Annotated in this window: 15 protein-coding genes and 1 pseudogene; 6 read left to right on the top strand and 10 right to left on the bottom strand. The window is 55.7% G+C overall.

The window, feature by feature from the left end; genetic code table 11:
- Together ACZ1G5_RS02115 and ACZ1G5_RS02110 are read right to left on the bottom strand one after the other, a co-directional pair.
- Nucleotides 1-354: a DUF1304 domain-containing protein gene (locus ACZ1G5_RS02115; protein WP_472734254.1), complete on the bottom strand. Its 354-nt coding sequence runs from the start codon at nucleotides 352-354 to the stop codon at nucleotides 1-3.
- Nucleotides 354-1112: an SDR family NAD(P)-dependent oxidoreductase gene (locus tag ACZ1G5_RS02110; RefSeq protein ID WP_472731288.1), complete on the bottom strand. Its 759-nt coding sequence runs from the start codon at nucleotides 1110-1112 to the stop codon at nucleotides 354-356. Before ACZ1G5_RS02110 ends, ACZ1G5_RS02115 begins: the two co-directional genes overlap by 1 nt.
- A gap of 80 nt (nucleotides 1113-1192) precedes the next feature.
- Between ACZ1G5_RS02110 and ACZ1G5_RS02105 the strand changes: the two genes are divergently transcribed.
- The 3 genes from ACZ1G5_RS02105 (at nucleotide 1193) to ACZ1G5_RS02095 (ending at nucleotide 4857) form a co-directional block, all read left to right on the top strand.
- Nucleotides 1193-1642, top strand: coding sequence for a methyltransferase family protein (locus ACZ1G5_RS02105; protein WP_472731287.1), 450 nt, complete (start codon nucleotides 1193-1195; stop codon nucleotides 1640-1642).
- 104 nt (nucleotides 1643-1746) lie between these two features.
- On the top strand, nucleotides 1747-3327 hold the full coding sequence (locus ACZ1G5_RS02100) for a Re/Si-specific NAD(P)(+) transhydrogenase subunit alpha (RefSeq protein WP_472731286.1): 1581 nt from the start codon (nucleotides 1747-1749) through the stop codon (nucleotides 3325-3327).
- Between the two features lie 12 nt (nucleotides 3328-3339).
- Nucleotides 3340-4857: an NAD(P)(+) transhydrogenase (Re/Si-specific) subunit beta gene (locus ACZ1G5_RS02095; RefSeq protein WP_472731285.1), complete on the top strand. Its 1518-nt coding sequence runs from the start codon at nucleotides 3340-3342 to the stop codon at nucleotides 4855-4857.
- A gap of 173 nt (nucleotides 4858-5030) precedes the next feature.
- Here ACZ1G5_RS02095 and ACZ1G5_RS02090 read toward each other — a convergent pair whose 3' ends face one another.
- The 6 genes from ACZ1G5_RS02090 to ACZ1G5_RS02065 all read right to left on the bottom strand — a co-directional run bounded on the left by ACZ1G5_RS02090 (nucleotide 5031) and on the right by ACZ1G5_RS02065 (nucleotide 11302).
- Nucleotides 5031-5357: a barstar family protein gene (locus ACZ1G5_RS02090; protein ID WP_472731284.1), complete on the bottom strand. Its 327-nt coding sequence runs from the start codon at nucleotides 5355-5357 to the stop codon at nucleotides 5031-5033.
- A 101-nt stretch (nucleotides 5358-5458) separates the two neighbouring features.
- Entirely contained in the window at nucleotides 5459-6433 is a 975-nt protein-coding gene (locus tag ACZ1G5_RS02085; protein WP_472731283.1) for an ABC transporter permease, read from the bottom strand.
- The gene (locus tag ACZ1G5_RS02080; protein ID WP_472731282.1) at nucleotides 6426-7433 is read right to left on the bottom strand and encodes an ABC transporter permease; all 1008 of its coding nucleotides are present in this window, start codon (nucleotides 7431-7433) and stop codon (nucleotides 6426-6428) included. The genes ACZ1G5_RS02085 and ACZ1G5_RS02080 overlap by 8 nt, the downstream gene beginning before the upstream one ends.
- An 87-nt stretch (nucleotides 7434-7520) precedes the next feature.
- Nucleotides 7521-9236: a peptide ABC transporter substrate-binding protein gene (locus tag ACZ1G5_RS02075; protein ID WP_472731281.1), complete on the bottom strand. Its 1716-nt coding sequence runs from the start codon at nucleotides 9234-9236 to the stop codon at nucleotides 7521-7523.
- 25 nt (nucleotides 9237-9261) lie between these two features.
- Nucleotides 9262-10305 carry an ABC transporter ATP-binding protein gene (locus ACZ1G5_RS02070; protein ID WP_472731280.1) on the bottom strand — a complete coding sequence of 348 codons (1044 nt, stop codon included), beginning with the start codon at nucleotides 10303-10305 and terminating at the stop codon, nucleotides 9262-9264.
- Entirely contained in the window at nucleotides 10298-11302 is a 1005-nt protein-coding gene (locus ACZ1G5_RS02065) for an ABC transporter ATP-binding protein (RefSeq protein WP_472731279.1), read from the bottom strand. The genes ACZ1G5_RS02070 and ACZ1G5_RS02065 overlap by 8 nt, the downstream gene beginning before the upstream one ends.
- A gap of 217 nt (nucleotides 11303-11519) precedes the next feature.
- Between ACZ1G5_RS02065 and argE the strand changes: the two genes are divergently transcribed.
- Both argE and ACZ1G5_RS02055 read left to right on the top strand, forming a co-directional pair.
- The gene (gene argE, locus ACZ1G5_RS02060) at nucleotides 11520-12680 is read left to right on the top strand and encodes an acetylornithine deacetylase (RefSeq protein WP_472731278.1); all 1161 of its coding nucleotides are present in this window, start codon (nucleotides 11520-11522) and stop codon (nucleotides 12678-12680) included.
- Nucleotides 12681-12854: 174 nt separating this feature from the next.
- Nucleotides 12855-14018, top strand: coding sequence for a M20 aminoacylase family protein (locus tag ACZ1G5_RS02055; RefSeq protein ID WP_472731277.1), 1164 nt, complete (start codon nucleotides 12855-12857; stop codon nucleotides 14016-14018).
- A 186-nt stretch (nucleotides 14019-14204) separates the two neighbouring features.
- Here the strand turns inward: ACZ1G5_RS02055 and ACZ1G5_RS02050 are convergent.
- Nucleotides 14205-15585: pseudogene (locus tag ACZ1G5_RS02050) on the bottom strand (IS1182 family transposase).
- A gap of 183 nt (nucleotides 15586-15768) precedes the next feature.
- Between ACZ1G5_RS02050 and ACZ1G5_RS02045 the strand changes: the two are divergent.
- Nucleotides 15769-16182 (top strand): hypothetical protein, encoded by a 414-nt coding sequence (locus ACZ1G5_RS02045; RefSeq protein WP_472731276.1) that lies wholly within the window; start codon nucleotides 15769-15771, stop codon nucleotides 16180-16182.
- 83 nt (nucleotides 16183-16265) lie between these two features.
- Here the strand turns inward: ACZ1G5_RS02045 and moaA are convergent, their stop codons facing one another.
- Complete coding sequence (gene moaA, locus ACZ1G5_RS02040; protein WP_472731275.1) at nucleotides 16266-17270, bottom strand: GTP 3',8-cyclase MoaA; 1005 nt, start codon at nucleotides 17268-17270, stop codon at nucleotides 16266-16268.
- Nucleotides 17271-17352: the final 82 nt, after the last annotated feature.

Genomic DNA, 17352 nt, shown 5'->3' with positions numbered 1-17352 from the left:
TTAGATTTTCAATAACAACGCGATCAATGCCAGCGTTGCTGGAACAGTCTGCGCAAAGAGCGCTGCTTTGATCCCGCACATCGCCGCATAGATGCCCGCGACAACCACGCAGAGCAAAAGGAAGATGACCATCTGGCCGCCAGCCACGCCCATGATCAATCCGTACAGCAGTCCGGCCGACAGGAAACCGTTGTAAAGCCCCTGATTGGCCGCCATGACCTTGCTTTCGGCAGCAAATTCAGGCGTTGTGCCAAAGACCTTGCGGGTACGCGGTGCCTCCCAACGGAACATCTCAAGCACCAGAAAATAAGCATGGATCAGCGCGACGAGGACGACAAGGATTGGACCAATCATCAAACTTGCCCTCCTGAAATTTGAATTGTTTGCCCATTGATACTGCGCGCCCCGTCCGAGCAGAGCCACATAGCCGCGGCGGTGGTCTCATCCACCTCCAGCAACTTACGATGCCGGTTACCCTTGGCAATCGCATCAATCGACCCTTGTTCATCGACGCCCAAACGCTTCATCAGCCCCGGCAGCTGGTTGCGCACGATGTCGGTGTCCACATAACCGGGGCAAAGCGCGTTGAACGTGATGGGGCGGCGCATGAATTCCTCGGACAATCCCCGGATCAAGCCGATGACGCCATGTTTGGTCACGGTGTAGGGGATCGCATTCTTCAGCCCCCGGACCCCGGCGATGGAACTGACGACAATCATGCGGGCAGGGGTGGCGTCCTCTAGTGTGGCCATGGCTGCTTGGACGGTCAGAAAGACACCATCAAGGTTGGTTGTCATGGTCTTGCGCCATTGATCCAGCGTGGTTTTCTCAAAGGGGCCACCTTCGGCGATGCCAGCATTCGCGACGCAGATCTGGATCGGCCCGCGCGCTGCTGCGGCTCGGGCAATGCCGTCCCTGACCGATGCTTCGTCATTCACATCCATTTCCAACGCATGAATGCGATTTGAATGCGCGGCGACCTCTGCCAGTTTATCAGCGCGTCGGCCCGTAATTGTCACCTCGGCACCAGCTTCGGCCAAGGCAATCGCGATCCCAGCGCCAATGCCCGTGCCACCGCCCGTAACCAACGCGTGTTTGCCTGCGTGTTCCATAGGTGATCCTTTCGTTTGACCCTATGCTAACCGCAAGGCAGGCATGGACAAGGGCAAAGCTGTCGGTCAAAAGATTTGACATGAAATGGATCGACATACCGCCCGTTTGGTTGTTGCTGGCCGCTGTTCTGACTTGGTGGATTGCACAACTGCAGCCAACATCTTGGACGATCGACGGACCGCTCGCGGATTTTGTGGGCGGGCTTTTGGTTGGCGGCGGGATCGTGCTGATCTTACTTGCCGCAGCTGAGATGCGCAAACAACGCACAACAATCATCCCGCATATGGAAGCCGACCGGCTCGTATCATCTGGCATATTCAAACGGACCCGCAACCCGATCTATCTTGGGGATGCGCTGATCCTTGCAGGTCTAGCATTACGGTGGGACGCGCCCGTCGCACTTCTGCTCGTCCCGCTCTTCATGTTCACGATCACCCAACGCTTCATCATCCCCGAAGAGAACCGCTTGCGGGTCAAATTTCGGGCGGATTTCGCGCGCTACTGCCAAAAGACGCGACGTTGGGTGTGACTGTTAGCGCATGACATATAGAGTCATAGCTGCCATTCTCTTGTGAAATAATCTTTCGCGCTATAATGCACTTTCACTGCGAGAACTGATATGGGGGATGGTCCGTGAAGATCGGCACACCAAAAGAGACGTTTGAGGGCGAAGACCGTGTTGCAATGACACCTGCTTCTGCCAAGGATCTGCAAAAGCTTGGCTATACATGCGTGATTGAAGCGGGGGCCGGTGCCGGTGCCGGGTTCTCTGATCAGGCTTACAAGGACGCCGGTGTTGAGGTCGTCAAGACCGCCACTGCCCTTTACAAAGCCGCCGACGTTATCGCCAAGGTGCGCCCACCCTCAGATGCCGAAGTGAAGAAACTGCGCGAAGATCAGACACTGATCTCATTCTTCTACCCAGCACAAAATGAAAAACTGATGGCGGCGGCCAATAAGAAAGGCGCTACTGTTATCGCAATGGACATGGTGCCGCGTATTTCGCGTGCGCAGAAGATGGACGCGCTATCGTCTATGGCCAATATCGCAGGCTACCGCGCTGTGATCGAGGCCGGGAACAATTTTGGCCGCTTCTTCACTGGTCAGGTCACGGCGGCGGGTAAAGTCCCCCCCGCTAAGGTGCTTGTCGTTGGTGCAGGCGTTGCTGGTCTGGCCGCGATTGGCACGGCCACATCGCTGGGTGCGATTACCTACGCCTTCGATGTGCGCCCAGAAGTGGCCGAGCAGGTTGAGAGCATGGGGGCAGAGTTCGTCTTCCTCGATTTTGAGGAAGAACAGCAGGATGGTTCTGCAACAGGTGGCTACGCCGCTGTGTCCAGCCCCGAATTTGCAGCCGCACAGCTGGCCAAATTCCGTGAAATCGCACCCGACATCGACATCGTCATCACAACTGCCCTGATCCCCGGCCGCGACGCGCCGGAGCTTTGGACCAAAGATATGGTCGAAAGCATGAAACCCGGCTCAGTCATTGTCGACTTGGCGGCGGAACGTGGCGGGAATTGCAAACTGACCATGATGGACGAAAAGGTCGTGACCGACAATGGCGTGACGATCATCGGCTACACTGATTTCCCAAGCCGGATGGCTGCGCAGTCTTCTACGCTCTATGCGACAAACATCCGTCATATGATGACGGACTTGACCCCTGAAAAAGACGGCACGCCAAACCACAATATGGAAGACGATGTCATCCGTGGGGCGACAGCCACCCATAAGGGCGAGATTACCTTCCCACCGCCACCGCCGAAGGTGGCCGCCATCGCGGCGGCCCCCAAGAAGGAAGCACCAAAAGAGCTGACAGCGGAAGAAAAGCGTGCGGCAGAAGATGCGGCCTTTAAGAAAGAAACCAAGACGCAAGTGGGCCTTTTGGCCATTGGTGCGGCTTTGATCCTTGGGATCGGTCTGATCCCGGGAATGCCGGCCAGCTTTATGCAACACTTCATCGTTTTTGTGCTATCTGTGTTCATCGGCTTTCAGGTGATCTGGAACGTGGCACATTCGCTGCACACGCCGCTGATGGCTGTGACCAATGCGATCTCCTCGATCATCATTCTCGGTGCGCTGATCCAGATCGGATCAACCAGCGCGCTGATCACGCTGCTTGCAGCACTTGGTATCTTCATGGCAGCCATCAATATCTTTGGTGGCTTCCTCGTGACACGGCGCATGCTCGCCATGTTCCAAAAGTCTTAAAGGGGCAGGGCAATGGATAACGCATTCACAATCGCGGCCTATGTGGTCGCAGGGGTACTTTTCATCCTATCACTGGGCGGTCTGTCCGGGCAGGAAAGCGCAAAGCGGGCCGTCTGGTACGGGATCGCAGGTATGGCGCTGGCTGTTTTTGCTACGCTGGTTGGCCCCGGTGCGGGCCTTGGCCTGCTGTCAGTTTTGCTGATCGGTCTGGGTGGTTTGGTTGGCTATCAACTGGCAACCAAAGTCGAGATGACGCAAATGCCAGAGCTGGTTGCCATCATGCACTCGATGGTGGGTCTGGCTGCGGTTTTTGTGGGCTTTAATGCTGACATCATGATCAACAACATGAGCGCACTTTATGAGGCGAACGGCCAAGTGCTGGGCGCTGTGGGACCAGATGGGATCACCGCCATCGGCTTGCCAAAAGAAGCCTACGAGGGCCTCAGCGCCTTTGGCCAACTGATCGCCAAGAAATCCAGCGTTGAGATCAGCATCCTACGGGTTGAGCTGGTTTTGGGTATTTGGATCGGTGCGGTCACCTTTACGGGGTCCGTGATCGCCTATGCCAAGCTGGCGGGCAATTCCAGCCTGCTGCCCTTCAAGGTCGACACAGGTGCAAACAAGCTGCCCGGCGGTCACTTCCTGAACGCGGGTGCGGCGGCGCTGTCTGTGATCTTGTTGATCATGTATATGGGCGGCTCTGGTTCTTGGGCATTGGTCCTGCTGACACTGGCGGGTCTGTTTATTGGCTATCACCTGATCATGGGCATTGGCGGCGCAGATATGCCTGTCGTTGTGTCCATGCTGAACAGCTATTCTGGCTGGGCGGCGGCGGCCATTGGTTTCAGCCTCGGCAATGACCTGTTGATTGTGGTCGGTGCGCTCGTCGGGTCCTCCGGCGCGATCCTGTCCTACATCATGTGTAAGGCGATGAATCGCTCCTTTGTGAGCGTGATCTTGGGCGGCTTCGGCGGCCCACAGGGCGAACAGATGGCCGTGGAAGGCGAACAGGTGGCGATCGACGCGGATGGTGTTGCGACGGCACTTAACGAAGCTGACAGCGTGATCATCATCCCGGGCTACGGCATGGCCGTCGCACAGGCGCAGCAGGCTGTCTCTGAACTGGTGCGCAAACTGCGTGCCAAAGGCAAGAACGTGCGCTTTGCAATCCACCCGGTTGCGGGGCGTCTGCCCGGGCACATGAACGTGCTGCTGGCCGAAGCGAAGGTGCCTTATGACATCGTGATGGAAATGGACGAGATCAACGAAGACTTCCCCGAAACGGACGTCGCTATTGTTATCGGGTCCAATGACATCGTGAACCCGGCGGCACAGGATGATCCGAACAGCCCGATTGCCGGGATGCCAGTGCTTGAATGCTGGAAAGCCAAGCAGGTGTTCGTGTCTAAGCGCGGGCAGGGGACAGGCTATTCAGGCATCGAGAACCCGCTGTTCTTTAAGGACAACACGCGGATGTTCTATGGTGATGCGAAGGCATCACTGGATGCGCTACTGCCAAAGATTGATTGATGATCGGGTAAGGTGGATCATGATCCACCTTACAAGAAAAAGCCCCGCAGCATCTGCTGCGGGGCTTTTGCGTGCAGTTGAGCATATTAAAAAGAAACAAGGTCTGCGAATGTCTGGTTTGAGCCCATTCTTTGATTGTACTGCCGCCGCGTGTTGATGACGTTCGGCAAGCCCTAAGCGTATCCCGATACCAATAGAATTGGTTGCTGTTTAACTTCAATCCGCCGCCAATTCACAAATGCCGAAATCTCAAGAAGACCACCTAAAATGTCAGCGGCGGCTTTTTTAAGCTTCTGGGCGTTTTCAAGTTGTAGTACCACGATTTCGCCTTCGGGCACCTCAATTTTGGAGAATTCCTCATCTAATCTGGTCATGCAATCTATCCACGCGTCACAGTTTCGCCCGTAAAAATCTGGGAATCCAAATGCGGCAGCAAACACGTCATGAAACGATGACCAATCGTGAATTTCCGAACAATCGATTGTCACACTCTGTTTCATAGCGGTACCTTACATGCGCGATTAAAAAGATGAGGTGCCCTACCGCTAACGGCAGCTCCGTCCGCGAAGCTGACACAAGCCAACCCTACTGACGTCCTTCCCTACAGCCCTCTGATCCTTGGATCCAACGCATCCCGCAACCCGTCGCCAATATAGTTCACGGCCAGCACTGTCAGCGAAATCGCCAGACCGGGCCAGAGCACGCGCTCTGGAAATGCTGTCATCCGGTCGACACTATCAAACAAAATCTTACCCCATGTGGGGAAGTCAGACGGGAAGCCAAGGCCAAGGAAAGACAAAGCACTCTCGGTAATAATCGCTGTGGCCAGACCCAAGGTCGCTGATACCATGATCGGCGACAGCACGTTGGGCAGCAGATGCCGTGTGATCATCCTCCGGGCAGGGGTGCCGATGGACCGGGCGGCCAACACGAACTCGCGCTCTTTCAGCGCCATGACGTCGCCGCGCACGATGCGGGCGGTTTGCATCCACGAGGTGATGCCGATGCCCGTCACGATCAGGATGAAGATGCCGTTCTCTGGCCCAAAGGCTGCACGCAGCGGATCGCGGAACAGTAGCATCATCACCAACAGCAGTGGCAGCAAAGGCAGTGACAAAACCAGATCAGTAAAGCGCATCAGCGGGCCGTCCAACCGGCGAAAGTACCCTGCCAGAACGCCGACCAGCGTCCCCAAGAACACTGCCAAAATCATGGCGGTCCAGCCCACAGCAAGCGATATGCGCCCACCTTGCATGATGTTCGCCATGATATCGCGGCCAAGGTTATCGGTCCCCATCGGATTGCCCCAATTGACCTTGGCGTTGCCATCAAAGATAGCCATATAAATGGGGCGCACGTCCTTGTTGCGGATGTCCAGTTTGCCCGGATCAACCTGCCAGAGCCATGGGCCGACGGTCACGAAAAGCGTGATGAAAACAAGAAACCCTAGACCAAAAACAGCGCCTTTGTGGGTGCGGAACTGGTCCCAGACATCCCACCACTGGTTGCGGGTGACGGGGGCAGGCGCCTCGTCGGGCAACAGATCTGCACCTGGCGGATTTGAGAAATCAGTCATAGCGGATCCTCGGATCAAGAATGCCGTAAAGCACATCGGCAATCAGGTTCATCATGACGATCAGTACCGCCAGCAGGAAGGTGATGGTCATGACCATCGGAATGTCAGACCCTTGCAGCGCGATGATCAAAAGCTGCCCCAGACCATTCACCTTGAAAATCTGCTCGGTGATAATGGCACCGCCAAAGATGGATGGAATGCCGAGCGCGATCACCGTCACAACAGGGATCATGGAATTGCGCAACACGTGCTTCATCACCACGACACTCTCGGTCATGCCTTTGGCGCGGGCTGTGCGCACGTAGTCTTGGCTGAGGTTATCCAGCATCGAGGCGCGCATATAGCGGCTGACCTGCGCGGTCGTTTGCAGGGCCAGAACCATCACCGGCATGACCATCTGCCGCAGCTGCTGCACAAACGCGTCCCACGAGTTGACCACAAGCGTGGTATCGTAAATCGACGGCAGCCAGCCTAGCTGGACAGAGAAGATCACGATCAGCAAGACACCCGAAAAGAAAGGTGGGACGGAAAAGCCGATCATACTGACGAACGTGCCGGCCTGATCGAAGACCGAGTACTGCTTATAGGCGCTGATAATCCCGATGGGCAGGGCGATCAGCACGCCAACCACATAGGACATGCCAACAACCCAAAGGGTCTGCGGCATCCGCTCTGCGATAGTGTCAAAGACTGGGCTGCGGGATTGAAAGCTGATGATACGCTGGGCACCATCGGCAAAATTGGTACCAAAGGTATTGTCGATCCAGTATTGCGGTTCGACGATGAAGAACTGGTTGAGCCAGAGCGGGAAACGCACCCACCAGGGTTCACCCAGCCCCAAAGCTTCGCGCATTTGTTGGCGCACCTCGGGGGGAATTGTCAAAGGCATGCTGGCCATCGGATCGCCCGGTGCGAGTTCGAGCAGCATGAAAATCACAAAAGCAATGAATAGAAGCGTCGGGATCGACAGCAGCAATCTACGGATAGTGTAGGTCAGCATTTACGACGCCTTTACACGTGGCTTTCGGGGATCGGGTGGAGGGAGAGAACGCAGCCCTCGAGCGCTCAAGGGCTGCGTCAGAGTGATTTACTCGCCGATGCGGTACCAGTCGGCTGCGTTCCACAGCTCAGAGTCCCACACATTCAGATCAACACCGCCCAGCGTCTTGGCATGGGCAGAGTTACGACCACGGTGTGTCAGCGGAAGAATGATGTACTCTTGCATCAGGATATCATTCATCGCCTTGGCAAGACGTGCCCGCTCTTCGATATCGCCGGTTGTCGCCATTTCGGCGCGCAGGGCGTCATACTCTTCAGAGCAGAAGCGCGGCATGTTGTTGCCTTGCCACTGGTTTTCCGGCTGCGGTGCCTGATCGCATGTCCAGCCAGCCATATAGGCCTCTGGGTCTGTGCCGTCGAAGTTGTTGGTGAACATTTCGACATCGGCAAAGAACTTCTGGAACGTGTCAGGAGACCCTGGGTCAGACCCAAAGAAGACTGACGCATCAATGTTGCGCAGTTCGGTTTCGATACCGATTTCTTCCCACCATTCTTTGATCAGGGCCTGATAGTCCTGACGCACCGCATTGGTCGAAGTCTGATACAACACAGACAGACGCACGCCATCCTTCTCGCGGAAACCGTCACCGCCGACAGCCCAACCGGCCTCATCCAGCAGTGCCTTCGCACCTTCGATATCCTGTACAAGGCAGGAATCATTCGCTGTCGAGTTATAAATCGCCGGTGCAGGAAGCACGTTACAAGTGAGGCGGCCAAAGTCACCATAACCCACTTCTGTCAATAGCGCGCGATCGATTGCCATCGACATCGCCTGACGTACAGATTTATCCGTCAGGAACGGGTGCGGATTGCCGATTACGCCACGCTGGTCACCCAAAGCCGGATCAACGTTAGTCAGGTTCATCAAGATGCGTTCGACTGATGTCCCAAAGGCCACCACGTTTTCGCCCAGACCAGCTTCGGCCATGCCGCTGAGGACATCTGGCGCCAATTGAAGGTTCCAAGCATAGTCATATTCGCCGGTTTCATGCACGGCACGGCCAGCAGCTGCGGCATCGCCACCACCTTTGAAGGTCACCGTTGCAAATGCGGGTTTGCCTTCCTCGCGGTAGTTTTCGTTAGCGGCCAGTGTGATCACGTCATTCGTGCGGAATTCCGTGACAACAAATGGGCCGGTACCAATTGGGTTAAAGTTCTGGTCGGTGCATTCAGGGGCTTTTGGCCCAAGGCAGTCTGCGAACTGGGCGGCCTGAATGATCGGAGCCTGCGCGCCAACGAAAGGACCGTACGGGAACGGCTTTGGCACGCTGAAGTTGACGACAACAGTCCGGTCATCAGGAGTATCAACGCTTTCGACGTCCAGGTATTTTTCAGACTGTGCACAGCCACCACCATCAGCGGTGCAATATTCCCAAGAGAATTTGACGTCAGCCGATGTCACGGGTGTACCATCAGACCAGAGCAGACCCTCTTTGAGAACCCACGTGATCGATGTCAGATCCTCGGACACGCCACCATTTGCAACGGTTGGAACGCTTTCTGCCAACCAAGCGACAAGGTTGCCTTCGGTGTCGTAACGGGCAAGCGGTTCGATCACGAGGCTGGCAGCCTCAAGCTCTTTCGTGCCCCCCGACAGATAGGGGTTCATGATGGAAGGGGCCTGCCAATAAATAATGCGCAGTTCGCCATCGCGGCCGCGCTCGCCTTCATGCCCATCGGCATTGGCCATCGGCGCAAGCACCATGCTGGCAACAGCGCCCATCAGGGCTGTTTTGAGTTTCATTTTAGATTCTCCTTGTTGGTCTTTTTCATGTTGTGTGCTCTGCGGCCTCTTGACCTGCGGTTTGCTCCGCAGCGTCGGTTATTTCGTTGAGCAGGTGGCAAGCCGTGAACCGGCCGGGGCGCACCTCGCGGTATTCGGGTTCCACCGTCTTGCAAATATCCATGACGGACGGGCAACGGGTGCAGAAATTGCAGCCCTTTGGTGGATTTGACGGGGAAGGGACATCGCCCTTGAGAATGATGCGTTTTGTGGTGCGCGCAAGGCTCGGGTCCGGCTCAGGGACCGCCGACAGCAAAGCTTTGGTGTAAGGGTGCAGCGGGTCAGCGTACAGTGCCTCGCGTGGTGCAAGTTCGACCACTTTACCCAGATACATCACCGCCACACGGGTCGCGATATGGCGCACCATGGACAGATCGTGGCTGATAAACAGATAGGTCAGACCGAACTGTTCTTGCAGATCTTCGAGCAGGTTCACCACTTGGGCCTGAATGGACACATCCAACGCCGCAATCGGTTCATCACAGACGATAAACTTGGGGTTTAGCGCAAGCGCACGGGCGATCCCGATCCGCTGGCGTTGGCCACCAGAAAATGCGTGCGGATAGCGTTTGGCGAACTTGCGGTTCAGCCCGACCGCATCCATCAGCTCGCCGACCTTTTCGCGTTTTTCTGCGTCGGTGCCCTTGGTGTGCTCGTCCAGAGGTTCTTTGATGATGTCTTCCACGGTCATGCGCGGGTTCAACGACGCTTGCGGATCTTGGAACACCATCTGCATCGTCGGGCGCATGCTGCGCAGTTGCGATTGGGGGGTAGCCCCAATTTCGCGGCTATCAATCTCGATAGAGCCAGACGTGATATCATAAAGGCGCAACACCGCCCGGCCACAGGTGGATTTGCCACAGCCGCTTTCGCCCACAAGACCCAGCGTTTCACCTTCCATGACGTCAAAGCTGACACCATCAACCGCTTTCACTTCGCCGACACGGCGGCGCAAAAGACCTGCATAGATCGGGAAATGCATCTTGAGGTCTCTGACTGAGACCAACGGTTTTTTGGTCTCATCAAACATTGCGTGCACCCCCGGTACGCGCATCAAAGAAGCACGCGGCATCATGACCATCGCCAAGGTCGTAGCGCAATGGATTTTGCACGTCGCAGCGGTCTAACGCGACATCGCAGCGTTCGCGAAAGGGGCAGCCTACAGGCGGACCAGTCATAATGGGCGGCTGGCCTTCGATAATCGTCAGGCGTGCCGCACGCTCACCCTGGATCGTCGGGATCGTTTTGAGCAGGGCGCGGGTGTAGGGGTGCTGAGGGTCATTGAACAGACGATCCACGGGTGCGTGTTCCACAATCTGACCGCCATACATGACCATCACGCGGTCCGCGATACCTGCAATCACCCCAAGGTCATGGGTGATCCAGATCACGGCCATGCCCAGCTTTTCGCGCAGGTCTTTCATCAGTTCTAGAATTTGGGCCTGAATGGTGACGTCGAGCGCGGTTGTCGGCTCATCGGCGATCAGCACTTGCGGATCACACGCCAAAGCAATCGCGATCATCACACGCTGGCGCATGCCGCCGGAAAACTGGTGCGGGTAGTCATCGAGGCGCTGTTTTGCGTCAGGAATGCCCACAAGCTCGAGCAATTCTTGCGATCTGACAGCGGCCTGACGCTTGTTCATGCCCATATGCTTACGCAGAGGCTCTGCGATTTGATAGCCGACGGTATAGACCGGGTTGAGCGAGGTCATCGGATCCTGAAACACAAAGCCAATTTTGCCACCACGCACAGAGCGCAGCGTATCTGGTGGCACATTCAAAAGATCTTTGCCGTCAAAAGTCACCGAACCGTTGCGCACTTCGGCAGGGGGCGAAGGCAACAGACCTAGCAGCGACATCATCGTCACCGACTTGCCAGAGCCACTTTCACCAACAACGCCCAACAATTCCCCCGGCTTCAAAGAGAAGCTGACGTCATTGACCGCGTGGACTTCGCCACCGCGCGTTCGAAATACAGTTTTGAGGTCCCGGACATCCAGAACAGGCAGCGCCCCATCGGGCATATAGAACCTCCCAAGTGGTTCAGTATTTTTGTTTTTTTCGCCCTGCGCTTGTTTTCCGCGAGTGGCGTTAGCATCAGACGGTATCATCAAATTTTAATCCCGCAAGTCGAAACCTGTTTGCAGGACAGCAATGAACCCGCCACAGTGTCGCTGCCGGTCTTTTGCACAAGATATGCTCTTACTTGTGCGAAATGCGGTTTGTCTTGAAAGGATTGATATGACCCTCAACGCCCGAGAATTGATGGATCACTTGGTCGGATATCCAACAGTGAGTCGCGACAGTAATCTTGAACTCATTGATTTTGTTGAGGATTACTTGGCTGACCTCGGCGTGAATGCGACGCGCGTCCCAAACGAGGATGGCAAGAAAGCCGCGCTTTACGCACATATTGGCCCAGAGATTGATGGCGGTGTTGTCTTATCTGGACACACGGATGTCGTACCCGTTGACGGGCAGGCATGGGATACGGACCCGTTCACCGTGACCGAGCGGAACGGCAAGCTTTACGGACGCGGCACCTGCGACATGAAAGGCTTTGATGCCTTGGCGTTGTCCGCCGTGCCTTTGGCCCTTGAACGCGGGATCAAACGACCATTGCAAATCGCGCTGAGCTATGACGAAGAGGTTGGCTGTCTCGGTGCCCCACCGATGATCGATCATATGGTCAGCATGGGCATGCCGCGCGCCGATACGGCGCTGGTGGGCGAGCCGTCGATGATGAAGGTCGTCACCGGCCATAAGGGTGGGATCGGCCATAAGGTGCACTTCCGCGGGTTTGAGGTGCATTCGTCATTGGCCCCTACTGGCGTGAGCGCCATCATGATGGGGGCAAAGCTGATCAACTGGGCAAATGAGGTGAATGCCGAAAATGCCGCGAAGACGCCCAACGATCTCGCGGCCGACTTTGTGCCACCCTATACTACGCTGCACGTGGGCATGATCAGTGGCGGAACCGCTCATAATATCACCGCGAAAGATTGCCACTTTGGCTTTGATTTTCGTATCGTCCCGGGCGACGATATCGCCGAGTGGCAGGCTCGTTTTCACGCTAAAATAGCCGATATTGAGAGCGAAATGAAAGCCGTGCGACCCGAGGCGGGGATCACAGCAGAACAGCATTTCTACGTTCCGGGGCTGGTCCCCGAGAAAGATGGCAAGGCCGAAGCGCTTGTGCGTCAGTTGACCGGAGAAAACGCCAGCAATGTAGTCAGCTATGGCACCGAGGCTGGCCAATTTCAGGAACGCGGATATTCTGCGGTGATCTGCGGCCCCGGCGACATCGCTCAGGCTCATCAGCCCAATGAATTTGTCAGTGTTGATCAGTTCCAGCAAGGTGAAGCCTTTATCGGCCGCCTGGTTGATATGCTGGCCGATTAGCGCCTATCGTTGTGCTGCGCCCACGCGCGAAATTTATCTTTGTAATTCTTGGTCTTCTTTTGCACCTTGTTACAAAACCTTAAGGGAATGACCCGCCATAACACCACCGTTGGCTATTGACGCCACACCATTTTGAAGCACCATTAAAGTAGCCCAATTGATTGGAACATCCCCATGCCCGTGAAGAACCGTTTCGCCGAACTGCTACCCGAAATCACACAATGGCGACGTGATCTGCACGAAAACCCAGAGATCCTGTTCGAAACGCACCGGACCTCTGCGATTGTAGCGGAAAAGCTGACAGAGTTTGGTTGCGATGAGATCGTTACCGGTATTGGGCGAACGGGCGTTGTTGGTGTGATCAAAGGCAAGAGTGATACGGGCGGCAAGGTGATCGGCTTGCGCGCCGATATGGATGCGCTTCCAATCCATGAACAGACGGGGCTTGAGTATAAGTCCAAGGTCGACGGAGCGATGCATGCGTGCGGCCATGACGGACACACCGCAATGCTTTTGGGCGCTGCAAAATACCTATCCGAGACGCGTAACTTTGATGGCACTGTCGTCGTCATCTTCCAACCCGCCGAAGAAGGTGGCGGTGGCGGCAAGGAAATGTGCGATGATGGCATGATGGACCGTTTCGGTATTCAAGAGGTCTACGGCATGCACAATTGGCCCGGTCGCCCGGTCGGCAGCTTTGCAATCCGCCCTGGGGCCTTTTTCGCGGCAGCAGATCAGTTTGAAATGACCATCGAAGGGAAGGGTGGGCACGCTGCGAAGCCCCAGGAAACAATTGATACGACCGTCGTCGCCAGTCACATCGTGATTGCCTTGCAGACGATTGCGTCGCGCAATGTCGATCCAGTTGAACAGGTCGTGGTGTCAGTAACCAGTTTTGAAACCTCGTCAAAGGCGCACAACGTCATCCCGCAAACGGTGAAGCTCCGTGGCACAGTACGGACGCTGTCAGCGGCTACACGTGATTTGGCCGAAAAGCGATTAATTGAGATAGCGCAGGGCACCGCCGCGACCTTTGGCGCGCGTGCAGATGTGGATTACGTTCGCGGCTATCCGGTGATGGTGAATAGCGATGCACAGACAGAGTTCGCAGCGGATGTGGCAAGATCAGTGGCTGGGGCCTGCGAAGACGCACCTCTCGTCATGGGTGGGGAAGACTTTGCATTCATGCTCGAAGAACGACCCGGTGCCTATATTTTGGTGGGGAACGGGGACACTGCATCGGTGCACCACCCAGAATACAATTTTGCCGATGAAGCGATCCCGGCGGGCTGTTCGTGGTGGGCCGAGATTGTCGAGCAAAGGATGCCTGCCGCTTGAGTGGTCGGTTAAGACGCCAGTCTTGCCGATAGAGAAGACGCGCAGTCGCAAGTATAGGATGATCCATGATGACATGAGATTGGTTTGGTGCTGACTGCGGTGAATGGCGGGTTAGAGCTGATTGTGTTGAAAAACTCGGTTTGAGAAGCGCGATGATGTGAGTGTTTATTGTGGCTGGCGTCGATCTTATGTCATCGCGGGGCGCATTGGGCGCAGTTTGGCGAGTTTGCGGAGGTTTTGGGCGGTTTCGGCGAGGAGGAATTCGTCTTTCGCACCGTTTGGTCCGCGCAGACGCAGGCGGTCGAGCCGCATGATCTTCTTGAGATGGGCGAAGAGCATTTCGACCTTCTTTCGTCGTCTGCTGGCTTCGGCATATGCGTCTGTCTTGGCGATCTCGCGTGCCTTGTCACGCGCCGCCTCATGGACATGCCGTGAGACAATGCGGGCATCTTTGTTGGGCGTGCAGCGTTCTTTGAGGGCGCAGGTGGAGCAGTGTGTCTTGCTGGCGTAGTACCGTTTGATGCCATCCTTACTAACGCCGGTGCGCGGGGTGCGCATCTTACGCCAGTACTTCTTGAGGGGTTTGCCACCAGGGCAGGTGTATTCGTCTGTGGCTGGATCGTAGCGGAACTCGAGATTAGTGAATGTCCCGTCTTTGCGATCTGATTTGTCGATCACTGGAACGTGCGGTTCAATGTCTTGATCGACCAGCCAACCCAGCATGTTGCCTGAACCATAGGCGGTGTCCGCTGCCAGCCGGTCTGGAAAAAGATCGAACCTGTCTCGCGTGCGGGTCAGCATTGTTTGGGTTGCCCCAACCTCAGCCGGACGGATGGCGCGGGTCGCCTCGACATCCAGAATGATCGCATGGTCAGTATCGATCAGATAATTGGTCGAATAGGCAAAGAATGCTGGTCCTTTCAACGCACCTGTCCACTGGCTGGCGGGATCAGAGAAGGATGTGAACTTTGGTGTCGTATCGCTTGCGGCACCAAATGCGGCGTCATCCAATGTCTCAAGATATTCCCGCACGGCTCGCGGAACGACCGCCGGGTCGATCTGCGCGGCCTCCCATTCCGCCTTTGACGCTGAGTATTGCTTGTTGGCATCGGCCTGGATGATGCTGGCATCTATCGCAAAGGTCTCGCCGCCAACCAAACCCTCAGCCATGCAGCGCTCCACGACCGTCTCAAATAGATGGCGGAACAGATCGCAGTCACGGAACCGTCCATGCCGGTTCTTGGAGAAGGTTGAATGATCGGGGATCGAGATCTGACAGATCGAGTTTGCAGAACCAGCGATATGCGAGGTTCAGATGCACCTCTTCGCAGAGCCGACGCTCGGACCGGATGCCAAAGCAGTATCCAACCAGCAGCATGCGGATCATCAATTCCGGATCAATCGATGGGCGGCCTGTGTGGCTGTAGAAATCCGTCAGATGGGCGCGAATGCTGCTGAGATCAACGAACCGATCAATCGCACGCAGCAGGTGATCTTGCGGGACGTGATCTTCAAGCGAGAACTCATAGAACAAGGCCGCCTGCGCTTCCTGCTTCGGTCCCATCATCGCAATCAACCTCCAGTATGAATACCGAAATTGAATCAGCGATCAGCTCGCCAAACAAGCAGAGTTTTTCAACACAATCAGCCCATTTTACCTGATGCTGCACGATTGCCCAATGTCTGGTTAATGCCTAGCATAGTATGAACGTCGGCAGGTTTGCTACGTATCGAGGCAAAGGTAAGCTCCATGAAATATCAGAAAATTTTTCTACCTCTTACTTTACTCATTTCTGGGTGCGCGATTGAAGTAGATCGGACGGGATATTCGGATGCATGGTATTATGAACGTCTAACACCTTACTATGAGAACAATTTGGCCCTAGAACCTCGTGTATATCTACGAGCTGTTAGAGAATTGGTTGGTGTGCCAATAACTTTTGAGGACGGTACAGAAGGGCACGCTGACGTTTTTCGGGATGATATCGAGTTGTTCTTTGCCACGCCTGTAAACAGCGAAGAAGATCGAATAAACCTCATCCGCTCCGCTATCGGCGAAACATGTCCATCAACTGACACCGAAACTATACAAGAGCGGATTGCCTACTTTGACGAAACCTATGTGGTTCTTCAAAATGTTCCTTGTCGTGGTTTTGAATCTTAGAAAGCTAGAAAGAACGGACGTTAAAGTTCGCTACGCCAAAGTCCGGAAAGTCCCGCATCGCAGTCTTCCACCTCGCCCAACAATTACCCACCCGTATGCGACATATGCCGACTAACCTGCCCGTCGACCTTCTGGCGCGAGTAGTCAAAGTCGTGCCCTTTGGGTTTGAGCGCAATCGCGGCCCGGATTGCGTTCTCAAGATCAATATCCGCCTCTGAAGCGCGTAGCGGAGCCCGCAGGTCGGAGTGGCCCTCTTGGCCCAGGCATGTATAAATCTCGCCTGTGCAGGTAATCCGCACACGGTTGCAGCTTTCGCAGAAATTGTGGCTCAGCGGTGTGATGAAGCCAATCTTTTGGCCGGTCTTTTCAACCCGTACATAGCGGGCCGGGCCGCCTGTGCGTTCCGGCAAGTCTGTCAAAGCGGAGTGCTCCGCCAACCGCGCGCGCAGGTCTTTTAGCGACCAGTACTGTCCAAACCGGTCTTCGTTCCCAATGTCGCCCATAGGCATCACTTCGATAAACGTCAGATCCATATCGCGGGATGCGCACCAATCGGTCAGGGTTTCCAGCTCGTCCTCGTTAAAGCCTTTCAGGGCCACGGTGTTAATCTTGACCCGCAACCCGGCCTTTTGGGCGGCATCAATCCCACGCAATACTTGGGGCAGGCGGCCCCAGCGGGTAATATCAGCGAACTTTGCCTCATCGAGCGTATCAAGCGAGACGTTGATGCGGCGCACGCCGGCAGCAAAGAGGTCATCAGCGAAGCGCTCAAGCTGGCTGCCGTTGGTCGTCAGGGTCAGTTCCTGCAGGGCGCCTGTGTCCAGATGCCGGGACATGCCTCGGAAGAACGTCATGATGTCGCGACGTACCAAAGGTTCGCCGCCCGTAATGCGCAGCTTTTGCACGCCCAATCGCACAAAGGCCGAACACATGCGGTCAAGTTCTTCGAGTGTGAGCAGTTCTTTCTTGGGCAGGAAGGTCATATTCTCTGACATGCAATAGACGCAGCGGAAATCGCAACGGTCGGTGACCGACACCCGAAGGTATGCGATGGTGCGGGCAAAAGGGTCGATCAATGGGGCTGTCATGGGCGCAACCTAAGCACGGGCGGTCGGCTGCGCAAGCGGCATGAGGGCCGTTGCAAGGGCTGGAAAGGCGTCATAGTGTATC

The organism is Yoonia sp. JB2-21, assembly GCF_055693545.1.
The sequence above is the reverse complement of the archived record's forward strand: the minus strand, read 5'-3'. Positions and strand labels throughout refer to the sequence as shown.